Annotated in this window: 11 protein-coding genes; 4 read left to right on the forward strand and 7 right to left on the reverse strand. The window is 57.7% G+C overall.

The features are described 5' to 3' along the window. Positions 1-75: 75 nt before the first annotated feature. From VJ464_03955 to VJ464_03965, 3 genes are all read right to left on the reverse strand, one after another. Positions 76-279 carry a hypothetical protein gene (locus VJ464_03955; protein ID HKQ04261.1) on the reverse strand — a complete coding sequence of 68 codons (204 nt, stop codon included), beginning with the start codon at positions 277-279 and terminating at the stop codon, positions 76-78. 142 nt (positions 280-421) lie between these two features. Then, positions 422-1,222, reverse strand: coding sequence for an ankyrin repeat domain-containing protein (locus VJ464_03960; GenBank protein HKQ04262.1), 801 nt, complete (start codon positions 1,220-1,222; stop codon positions 422-424). Between the two features lie 683 nt (positions 1,223-1,905). Then, positions 1,906-2,328: a hypothetical protein gene (locus VJ464_03965; GenBank protein ID HKQ04263.1), complete on the reverse strand. Its 423-nt coding sequence runs from the start codon at positions 2,326-2,328 to the stop codon at positions 1,906-1,908. Between the two features lie 265 nt (positions 2,329-2,593). On the opposite strand from VJ464_03965, the gene VJ464_03970 reads away from it, so the two are divergent. Then, positions 2,594-3,547, forward strand: coding sequence for an integron integrase (locus VJ464_03970; protein ID HKQ04264.1), 954 nt, complete (start codon positions 2,594-2,596; stop codon positions 3,545-3,547). 43 nt (positions 3,548-3,590) lie between these two features. Here the strand turns inward: VJ464_03970 and VJ464_03975 are convergent, their stop codons facing one another. The 4 genes from VJ464_03975 to VJ464_03990 form a co-directional block, all read right to left on the reverse strand. Then, on the reverse strand, positions 3,591-4,499 hold the full coding sequence (locus tag VJ464_03975) for a universal stress protein (protein HKQ04265.1): 909 nt from the start codon (positions 4,497-4,499) through the stop codon (positions 3,591-3,593). Positions 4,500-4,649: 150 nt separating this feature from the next. Beyond that, positions 4,650-5,594, reverse strand: a complete 945-nt coding sequence (locus tag VJ464_03980) for a sulfite exporter TauE/SafE family protein (GenBank protein HKQ04266.1) — start codon at positions 5,592-5,594, stop codon at positions 4,650-4,652. Between the two features lie 10 nt (positions 5,595-5,604). Continuing rightward, positions 5,605-5,850, reverse strand: a complete 246-nt coding sequence (locus VJ464_03985; GenBank protein ID HKQ04267.1) for a hypothetical protein — start codon at positions 5,848-5,850, stop codon at positions 5,605-5,607. 169 nt (positions 5,851-6,019) lie between these two features. Then, positions 6,020-6,658 (reverse strand): carboxypeptidase-like regulatory domain-containing protein, encoded by a 639-nt coding sequence (locus VJ464_03990; protein ID HKQ04268.1) that lies wholly within the window; start codon positions 6,656-6,658, stop codon positions 6,020-6,022. 228 nt (positions 6,659-6,886) lie between these two features. Between VJ464_03990 and rsmD the strand changes: the two genes are divergently transcribed. From rsmD to VJ464_04005, 3 genes are all read left to right on the forward strand, one after another. Next, positions 6,887-7,435 (forward strand): 16S rRNA (guanine(966)-N(2))-methyltransferase RsmD, encoded by a 549-nt coding sequence (gene rsmD / locus VJ464_03995; GenBank protein HKQ04269.1) that lies wholly within the window; start codon positions 6,887-6,889, stop codon positions 7,433-7,435. Positions 7,436-7,795: 360 nt separating this feature from the next. Next, complete coding sequence (locus VJ464_04000; protein HKQ04270.1) at positions 7,796-10,291, forward strand: sodium-translocating pyrophosphatase; 2,496 nt, start codon at positions 7,796-7,798, stop codon at positions 10,289-10,291. 185 nt (positions 10,292-10,476) lie between these two features. Further along, positions 10,477-10,800: hypothetical protein (locus tag VJ464_04005; GenBank protein HKQ04271.1), on the forward strand; the 324-nt coding region annotated here is incomplete at its 3' end.

Genomic DNA, 10,800 nt, shown 5'->3' on the forward strand with positions numbered 1-10,800 from the left:
ATTTCTCTACTGCCTTTCTCGCCTCTGACGGGAGTTTAGCCAAATCTTTCAGAAACCTCTTTTTATAAATGATCTTCAATCGGCTTTCACCAATGTTTGGTAGTAAGTCACAGCCTCATCCAATTCTAATGCTTCATCATCTGCCGGCTCCCCCATAAGCTGAACCAGCGCATAATTCTCCAGGAGTTCTTCGATCTTATTGAAGGTATCGATGTCAAGCTGCACAGCCAGTTTCCGATTCTGTTCATCAATGATGTATGTCCTTTTAATTTCTTCCATGTTATCCCTCCAGACTGTCTCATTATATGCTAAGTTTTGACCTTACGCGATTCTGCGCCTAACGCCCGCGTTCAGCGGGCCGCCGAACGGCATTGCAGCTATGATGAGAATTGCGCTTCGGCGGCTCCGGTGCAACGCATTGTTAGCCCCCGTAGATGGGAGCATTATTTGCTCCGTGCTGTTTAAGAATGTCTATTATGTCAGTGAAGCCTTTTTCAGTAGCAATCTTCAAGGCGGTCTTACCTTCTGCGTTACTTCCGTTTACATCAGCCCCCTTGTCTAGTAAGAGCTTCACTGTATTTGTGAGGTGGCTGTCGGTTGCAAGCATTAACAATGTATGCCCCTTCGGGTATCTGGAATTCACATCTGCACCAGCCTCAATCATGGCCCTTATGATGTCTTCATTCCTTTCCATTACAGCGAGCATAATGGCATTGGGTTCTTTCCCTGCATTTGGATTAGCACCGGCTTGTAGTAAAAGGTTGGTGAGTTGAGTATCATTCTTCCAGACTGCATAACTCAAGGCAGTCATATCAACTCTGTCCTCTGCGTTTAAGTCTACGGCCTTCTGTAGCAACGTCTTTACAATGTCAACTCGTCCCATAATAGTAGCCGCCATTAGCGCAGTTGTACCTCGCGACCTATCGGCTCTAATTTGCTGGTTTAGGGCTTCCTTAAATTCGATGTTGGCATTCACCTTCTTCGAAACAAAATCAGAAGCTAAGCGGCCAAGAGAATCTCTCGCATTTGGATCCATACCCGCAGTAAGAAATAGATTTAAGGCAACAATATCTCCATTCCTGGCGCTGTCAATGAACGCAGCCTCATTATATTGAATATTCATCTGGCCCAATTCTTTTCGTGCCTCTTCGGGGGGCTTACTCGCGGATGAACACCCTGAAAGCAGTAACAGCAATAACAAGAGTAGGCATATGTTTTTCATTGTTTCTCCAATGGAAACCTGAACTATGCACATCTTAAGTGCAGGGGGCTAACGCCTGCGTTGACCGAGGCCGCGAGCGGCACTCAACCACCCATGACCACCCCGCTTCGCGGCCTTCGCGTCCAACGCCTTGTTGGGCGTCGCCCGCGCGGTTAATCATTGTCAAGCCCTCATATGCCTCTCGCACCTAGCCTCTGCGCCTCCGACGCCCCTATCCTTTCCGCAGACTCTCCGGCACGGTGCCTCTGGCAACCTCGCTATTCCACCTAGCTGCTGCGCCCAACTCGCTGTCGCCCTCGCTTCGCGCCGACTACCACCGCCCCGCTCACCGGTTGAGGCGAGATGGCCGCCTTGGCCAGTCTGCGGTGCGCCGATGCCAAACCCGCTCGACGGCATCTGAGCGCCTCCTGAGGATGTGCCGTCTGGCGCTGGCAACCGCTGCTTGTCCGTCGGTGCAGCGCCTGCTCTTGCACTTGGAGATGGCCACGGGATTCGGATTACCGATGATCGCGGATCGAACACGCATCAACCGAAACAGCAAGCGAGCACAATCGCGCCTGTTAGCGATTGCGGGAAAGGCGCCCAACAAGCAATTGGATGTATGCCAGACACCACTTAAATTGGGATTTTTATCTATATGTATATCATACCATCTACATATAATTAGACTTGCAATCGGGCCTTCAAATTGTCTCGATTCCCCGGATGCGTCTCCTCAGCCCCAGCTTGATGGCCCTGTCGTAACGTATCTGCCATACCTTTCGCGCCGCATTCCATTTTCCGCCTGCCCGCAGCACCCTGGCCCGCAACTCATCGTCATTTGCCTTCAACTCAACGCCGACAATCTCATCATGGTCGTACAAAGTCGCCCGTGGCTCCCAGCTAATCTCTTCAATAATCAATTCAACCGTCTTGAAGCGCTTCTTCTTCTTCTCATCATAACGATATCGGACGCAAACCAACCGCTCGCCATACAAGGCAACCAGCTTCTTTGTACCGCTGCGGCCAGGTTTTAAGCTCAATCCGATTCGCATCAATTTGCCGGGCCTTTCAGGATGAACGCCATCATATCCCGACTGCGCCGCCGTAGCAATCTCATCATTCATTTGCTGACTGGTTCTCGACGTCAGCCGTCTAAGGGCACCTCTCCCCAGTTGTGGTTTAACCCCGAAGGGAAGTCGCCAGACGCGACGGCAGTGTTGTTTTCCATCCCTAGTTCAACTGGATGTCTTACTGAGTTGATTCCGGGTGCGCGAATTTGACCGCGCAATCATACGCTTCCAAAATCTAGCCATCAAGTTGACAATTGCCTCTTTTCTTACTATATCCTTGCCGGGAACCTACCGACCTTCTGAACGTGGAGAACTGCCCATGTCTAAGCTGCTCGACCAGGTGCGCGATTGTTTACGGGTCAAGCATTATAGCTACCGAACTGAACAGGCGTACATCGATTGGATCAAACGCTTCATCGTCTTTCACGATAAGCGCCATCCGCTGGAAATGGGAGCCCTCGAAGTCGCGGCCTTCCTCACACACCTCGCCGTCGAGCGCAATGTCGCCGCCTCGACGCAAAATCAGGCGCTCGCCGCATTGATCTTTCTTTATCGAGACGTGCTTTTGCAGCCGCTGAATACCATCGAAGGGATCGAACACGCCAAACGGCCCGAAAAGCTTCCCATCGTCTTAACCCGCGGCGAAGTGTCTGCCCTGCTCGATCACTTGCAAGGCACCAGCTGGCTGGTCGCGAGCCTCCTGTATGGCGCCGGCATGCGCCTTATGGAAGCCTTGCGCCTGCGGGTTAAGGACCTCGATTTTTATTACCAACAGATTGTCATCCGCGATGGCAAGGGGGCCAGGGATCGCGTCACGGTGTTGCCGGCAACCCTCATTGAACCGCTGCGCAAGCAGTTGCAGAAAGCCCGTGAACTGCATCAAGCCGACCTGCGCGAAGGCTACGGCGCGGTCCACCTGCCTTATGCGCTGGCGAAAAAATATTCTCATGCGCAAGGCGAATGGCGATGGCAGTTTGTCTTTCCAGCGCCCCGCCGGTCGCTTGATCCGCGCTCAGGCGGCGTCCGTCGCCACCATCTCTCGGAAGGGGTAGTGCAAAAAGCCGTCAAAGCCGCCGTGGCCGAGGCCGGTCTGCTTAAGCCGGCAAGCTGCCATACCCTGCGCCATAGCTTTGCCACACACTTGCTTGAACAAGGCTATGATATTCGCACGATTCAGGAGTTGCTCGGACACAAAGACCTCGCCACCACGCAGATCTACACGCACGTGCTGAATCGCGGCGGCAGGGCGGTGCGCTCGCCGCTTGAGCTATAAAAGGGATGACCAACGACCGGCAGCTGGCGACCGACGCCGCACGCTATCTCGGTTCTTCCTTTGAGCCGCCGAAGGCATGGGTAATATCGGTGAAGAATTCCTTCAAGCTCTGGGCAATCGTCGCCGGCGTCGCTTCGCCGCGCACCACCAGCACGGGACATTCGGCACGGTTGACGATCTCGCGAGTGATGTTGCCCATAATGTAAGTCCGCAGCGAGCCGCCCTCGGGCGATGATCCCGTAACGATCAAATCATAATCCCCGCGCCGCACCTCTTTGAAGACTTCGCTGATGACCAATCCGTGGCGCAAGCGTACTTCGCAACGCACCCCCTGACGCGCCAGGGCTTCCTGTTCGCGGCGCAGGTTCTGCCCCAGCACCGAGTTGGAGTGCAGCAACAGGTTTACATCCTCTTCCATCTTGATGAGGTCGGAATAGACTGCCGGCGGCTCGGCCATGACGTGAAACAGCGTCACGCCAGCTTCGGTGGCTCGCGCCAGCGTTCCCGTAAATTCGACGGCGCGGTCAATGTACTTTTCGCCGCCGCTGCACACCAGTATGTGTTTCAGCGTGACGCGATCACCGATCACCACCAGCACCGGCGGCGCCACCGCCTTGATGATCTTATAAGCCTTGGCCGACATCAGGAACGGGCCACTGCGTCCCTTGCGAGTCGCGCCAATGACCACCAGGTCATAGCTGATCTCTTCCGCGCGCTTGACGATCTCCGCGATTGGCTCACCGGCTTTGATGACGATCTCGGCGTTGACCCTTTTTTCGCGCAGTTGTTGCTGGGCGTTCTTGAGCGAATCGAAGATGCGGTCTTCTTCGCCGGCGCGCTCGGTAATGCCGAGAATCGTCGTTTCGGCCTCGCAGGCCGCGGCGATGGTCGCCGCAAAGCGCACGGCGTTATTTGCCTGTTCCGACCCGTCGCTGCAAATCAAAATCTTCATGACTGAGACTTTCATAGAAAATGATGAAGGATGAAGGATGAAGGATGAACGGCCGGGGGCCAGGCGGTAGCCCGCAGGCTGCCGTCAGCCTACCGCGCCCCTTGCAACGGGACTTGTCTCCCTTATTCATCGTTCATCATTCATCCTTCATCATTTCATGTGCTTGCCCGTGAGCAGGCTGTAGATCACAATGGCCGCGCCGATCAGCGGCAACGGCACGAAGGCCAGGCGAATCTTCGGCCCACGAAAGTATTCGGTCGCTGCCGCGCCGATCTGCGCGCCAATCGCCGCGCCCGTGTGCATGACCAGCGCGATCAGAATATCAACATTGCCTTTAACGGCATGCGTGAAGGTGCCGTAGCTGGCCGAGATCACTACCTCAAAGAGGTCTGTGCCGACGGCTACATGAGTCGGCACACCGAGCAGGTAGACCATCGAGGGCATGCGGATGTAGCCCGCGCCGCCGCCGAGGAAACCACTGAAGATGCCGCCGACCAGCGCCACCAGCAGAATTGACCAGAGCGAAATCCGCTCAATGCCCGATACCGGCAGACTGATCATCGGCGGCAAGCGGATGCCGTGGACGCGCCGGGCGATGTGGTCGAGCGCCGATTCATCATGCTTGTCGTCGAGGACGCGCGCCGCGATGCCCGATTGCTCGGCCTCGCGCTCGCGCTCGCGCTGCATGCGAATCGTCAACATGCTCTCCCAGGAGATGAATGCCGATATCGACACCAGCACGATGACGAAGGTAATCCCGACGACTTGATCGATATTGGCGCGATGCTTCAACGCCTCGATGCCTTGAGCGCCGATCTCGACCCCGGCAATCGTGCCGATCACCATAATCATGCCGAGCTTGAGATCAACGTTGCCGAGCGCCCGATGCTTCTTGGCGGCGACGATTGACTTGCCGACGATGTGCGCTAAATCGGTGCCGACCACAAAGTTCATCGGCACGCCGAGGGCGAACAACGAGGGCCCGGCAAGAAAGCTGCCGCCGACGCCAAAGAAGCCGCCGAGCACGCCGATGATGAAACCGATTACCACCAGGTAGAGCGGATTGAGATGTGTTTGCGAAACGAGAAAATCCATCCGGTCTCCGTCATTCGGTCTTGGTGCGGATGAGGCGTAACAGCAGGCTGGTCACGGCTTCCAGCACAACTCCCTGGCCGATGATCAGCAAAAGACAGATGATCGCATAGCGCGTCTTGCCGTGATCGTAAATCTGCCTGAGCCAGGCGCTCAAAAAATTCAGCACCAGCAGAACGTAAACGATGACCAGCAGGGCATAGACGGATAGTTCGAGGGCGAATGATCGGAGACGCTTGAAGGCTATGCGTTTCACCACTCTTTTGCCTATGGGCCAGCCGATAAAACTCAGGCGATGCTGCTATGAACTTCCCGTAGCGGCAATGATCATAACTCACCTGGCGGCTCCGTAGAAAGGGAGGCGCGCGAAAGTGTCAGCCAACGATCAAAGATCGAGATAGCGAAAAAGCAGGGAGCGCCAGGCGGCGTCACTTCTTGGCAAGCTCCAGCGTGAAGGCCAGCGGCACGGCTTCGCTTTCGCTGACATCAACGAATTTCGTCTGCGTCAGGTAACCGTCCAGCGAAGCGGTAACCCGATAACGAGCCCGCATTGCCGGCAGGCGAAAGGCGAATTCGCCGCGGTTGTTGGTGATGTAGTCGCGCGACAGCGAGTCAATCTTCTTGTGTTCTTTCTCCTCTTCAGGGGTCGGCACTCGCGCCAGCTTCAAGCGCACGCCCGGCAGCGACAGGCCGCGCGCGTCAAAGACCGCGCCGCTGACCCTCGACGTGCGCTTGGCCCTGGTCAGCTGAATCGTTTTGACCTCGGTGATCTTCCCCTCTTCGACCTGCTGCATATCGCGCATGGTGCCGCCGGCATAACCTTCGGCGTCGAAAGAGACGGTGTAATTGTCGGGCTCCAGCTCAAGCTGGTATTGTCCGCCGGCATCGGTAGTCGCTTCTTTAATCTGGCGCGAGCGGCTGCTCATCACGCGCACTTCAACGTCGGCGAGCGGCTTGCCCTTCTCGCCTTCAACCTTGCCCTTGAGCGTTCCGGTCTTCTGCTGCGCGGCGAAACTGCCGCCGATCAAGCCAAGCACAACGATAGTTATTAGTGCGAGTCGCTTCATTCACTGTCCCCTTAATCAAGAAACACGATCTATCGAACGATGCATTGATTGTGCGGCGGCGGCGCTGAAAAAGTCAAACGTGGTAGTAGGCAGTAGGCGGTAGGCAGTAGGCAGTTAGCCGAGGGGAAATCGGGCCGTGCCGAGCGGCGGACTGCTGATGATACGGAAACTGCCTGCTGCCTACCGCCTACTGGATGAGCGCCAGCGAATCCACTATCATCGAAAAACGTGAGGGTCATCGGCGGAGCATATCGCAGTCGCAGGCTGCGCGCGGTCGAAGGGCTGGGCGTGCGGCCCACTTCGGATCGCCTGCGCGAAACCTTGTTTAACATACTCGGCGCGCGTGTCGCCGGCAGCCGCTTTCTCGACCTCTGCGCCGGGTCGGGCGCGGTCGGCATCGAAGCGATAAGCCGCGGCGCGACCCTGTCGGTCTTCGTCGAGCAGTCGCGCCGCGCTTGCAGCGTCATCGAAGCCAACCTGCATGGGCTCGGCATCAATGGCGTTAAGGTCATCTGCCGCGACGTCAATGCGGCGCTCAAACAATTAGCCGCCGACGGCCAGCCCTTCGACCTCATCTTCTTCGACCCGCCCTACGCATCAAGCCTCTACGCCACCGTCCTCGACAGCCTCGGAGAGAGCCCGCTGCCGGCCGCCGATGGCGTGCTGATCGTCGAGCATCGCGACAAGCTGCCCCTTGCAAGCCAGTACGGCAGGCTGCAACAGTTTCGCCAACTTAAGCAGGGCGAATCGGCGCTGGCCTTTTATAGCGCAACCTGAAATCTCTACGGCTTGCCCATGCTCTCGCCGATGTGCTATAAGGCTCTCTTTGCCGTTACCACGCATTTCTCATCCGTGGATGGTCAGGATGCGGATGTGCCAGCGACGAACGGCTCGTTGCTCGTAACGGCTTTTGCGGAGACGCTCATTAATCAGGCGATGAAATGGTTGGCCAGGCCAGTTGCTATCGGTGTACACAGCCGACGCTGTCGGGGTGTCGCTGCGCCCGCCGCAATCACACCGCTTCTCTCCGCACCGACGTTTGGTTTTCTGATTCAATTCCGATCTGGCTGCGACGGTCTGTGGGTTGATTGATCGCCAGATTGCGAACGCATTAAAAAAAACGAAGAGGTGGATTATATGATCGATAAACTGAAGCAAGGCGCGGCGACTGCCCCGCACCGTCGAGGATGGGTGCGAGCGCTCGGCGCTCTCGCCGTCCTCGCCCTCAACGCCGGCCTGGCGCTGGCGCAGTCGCGCGAGTCGGGTCACGGCGGCGGCGAAGCCAATCTGCGGCTGCCTGACCTGTCGCGCGTCAACTTTCTTGGCGGCGTCAATGGCCATAACCTGCTGCTGGTCGGCCTGCTGATCTGCGCGCTCGGGCTGATGTTCGGCCTGTGGATTTACATGCAGTTGCAAAAGCTGCCCGTGCATCAGGCGATGCGCGAAATCTCCGAGCTGATCTACGAGACCTGCAAGACCTACCTGACGACGCAGGGCAAGTTCATCCTGCTGCTCTGGGTCTTCATCGCGCTGATTATCGTCCTGTACTTCGGCGTGCTCGCGCCCGTTCCGGGCAAGCCGCTCGGCATCACCCTGCCGGTCATTCTGTTCTTCAGTCTGGTCGGCATCGCCGGCAGCTATGGCGTCGCCTGGTTTGGCATCCGCGTCAACACCTTCGCCAATTCGCGCACGGCGTTCGCCAGTCTCGAAGGCCGGCCCTATCCGATTTATAGGATCCCGCTGATGGCCGGCATGAGCATCGGCATGATGTTGATCTCGGTCGAGCTGCTGATCATGCTCTGCATCCTGCTGTTTGTCCCCGGCGATTACGCCGGCCCGTGCTTTATCGGCTTCGCCATCGGCGAATCGCTCGGCGCGGCGGCGCTCCGCATCGCCGGCGGCATCTTCACCAAGATCGCCGACATCGGCTCGGACCTGATGAAGATCGTCTTCAAGATCAAAGAAGACGACGCCCGCAACCCCGGCGTCATCGCCGACTGCACGGGCGACAACGCCGGCGATTCGGTCGGACCGTCGGCGGACGGCTTTGAGACCTACGGCGTCACCGGCGTCGCCTTGATCACCTTCATCCTGCTAGCCGTGCGCGACCAGGCAACCGTCGCCGTGCAACTGCTGGTCTGGATCTTCGTGATGCGCATTATGATGGTCGTCGCCAGCGCCGTCTCTTACTTCATCAACGAAGCGGTCACCAAGGCGCGTTACGCCAAAGCCAGGGAGATGAACTTCGAGCATCCGCTGACCTCGCTGGTCTGGCTGACCTCGATCATCTCCATCGTGCTGACGTTCATTGTTTCCTACCTTGTGATCCCCGTGCTTGCCGGCGATTCGACGCTGTGGTGGAAGCTCTCGGCGATCATTACCTGCGGCACGCTGGCCGGCGCGATCATCCCTGAGCTGGTGAAGGTCTTCACCTCGACCAGCTCGGCGCATGTCGGCGAAGTCGTTTCGTCGTCGCACGAGGGCGGCGCTTCGCTCAACATTCTTTCGGGCCTGGTCGCGGGCAACTTCTCGGCCTTCTGGCTCGGCATCAGCATTGTCGCGTTGATGGCGATTGCCTACGGCGTCACAGGGATGGGCCTGGGGCCGCTGATGGTGCGCGACATCGCCGCGCCGGTCTTCGGCTTTGGCCTGGTCGCCTTCGGCTTTCTCGGCATGGGGCCGGTGACGATTGCCGTCGACTCGTATGGCCCGGTGACCGACAACGCCCAGTCGGTCTACGAGCTGTCGCTCATCGAGCAGGTGCCGAACGTCGAAGCGCAGTTGCAGAACGACCACGGCATCAGCGTGAACTTCGAGCGCGCCAAGCACCTGCTCGAAGAGAACGATGGCGCCGGCAACACCTTCAAGGCGACGGCCAAGCCTGTGCTGATCGGCACGGCGGTTGTCGGCGCGACGACGATGATCTTCTCGATCATCATGGCGCTGACGGCGGGGCTGACGCGGGACTTGCAGAACCTCTCGCTGCTGCACGCGCCGTTTGTGCTGGGACTGGTGACCGGCGGCGCCATCATCTACTGGTTCACAGGCGCTTCGATACAGGCGGTGACGACGGGCGCTTACCGCGCCGTCGAATTCATCAAGGCGAACATCCGCCTGGAAGGCGTCGAGAAAGCCTCTGTCGCAGACAGCAAGAAGGTGGTCGAAATCTGCACGCAGTACGCGCAGAAGGGCATGTTCAACATCTTCCTGACGGTCTTTTTCTCCTCGCTGGCCTTTGCGTTTATAGAGCCGTTCTTCTTCATAGGCTACCTGATCTCAATCGCCATCTTCGGGCTCTACCAGGCGATCTTCATGGCGAACGCGGGCGGCGCATGGGACAACGCGAAGAAGATAGTCGAGGTGGAGCTTCAGCAGAAGGGCACGCCGCTTCACGACGCGACGGTCGTCGGCGACACGGTGGGCGACCCGTTCAAGGACACGTCTTCAGTAGCCATGAATCCTGTCATCAAATTCACGACGCTTTTCGGGCTGCTGGCCGTCGAGCTTGCCGTGAAGCTCAGGAGCGAGGCCGGGTCAAACGTCACGCTCACCCTGGCAGCAGTCTTCTTCCTCATCTCTGTCTTCTTCGTGTGGCGCTCGTTCTACGGGATGAGGATCGGGAAAGAGCGTTAACCCCGGTTTATTAAAACCGCAGTCAATGTTTTTAAAGGGCAGGGTTTCATCCCTGCCCTTTCCTTCTTAATTCTGGCCTGATTAACCCCACAGGTGTTACTATCAATTCATGTCGTGCGTAATGCCCTTGACCAGCGATCACATAATCCCCTGCCGCGAGGCGTCACGATTCGGATGATCTTCTAATGAGCGTAGCACTTTCAATAACCCCCCGCAGGTGGGCCGACAAGCTCTGTCGTAAGGCCGAGCGCATAGCGAATCATCGCTCCGCGATGGGCTTCGTGTTCCTGCTTGAGCTAGTCGGCAGCACGATCATCCCGCTGCCGAACGCTCTGGTGATGGTGGCGCTTGTGACTTCGGCCCCGCGCAAATGGGTGCGGTTCGGCCTGAGCGCGACCCTCGGCTCCATCTTCGGGGGCATCGCGCTTTATATAATCGGGCGGTTGTTCTTTCAGTCATACGGCGAATCGCTTTTAGCTTATTACGGGGCGACCGAAGGGTGGGGCGGC

This window comes from Blastocatellia bacterium, assembly GCA_035275065.1.
In the GTDB taxonomy this organism is placed as follows: domain Bacteria; phylum Acidobacteriota; class Blastocatellia; order UBA7656; family UBA7656; genus DATENM01.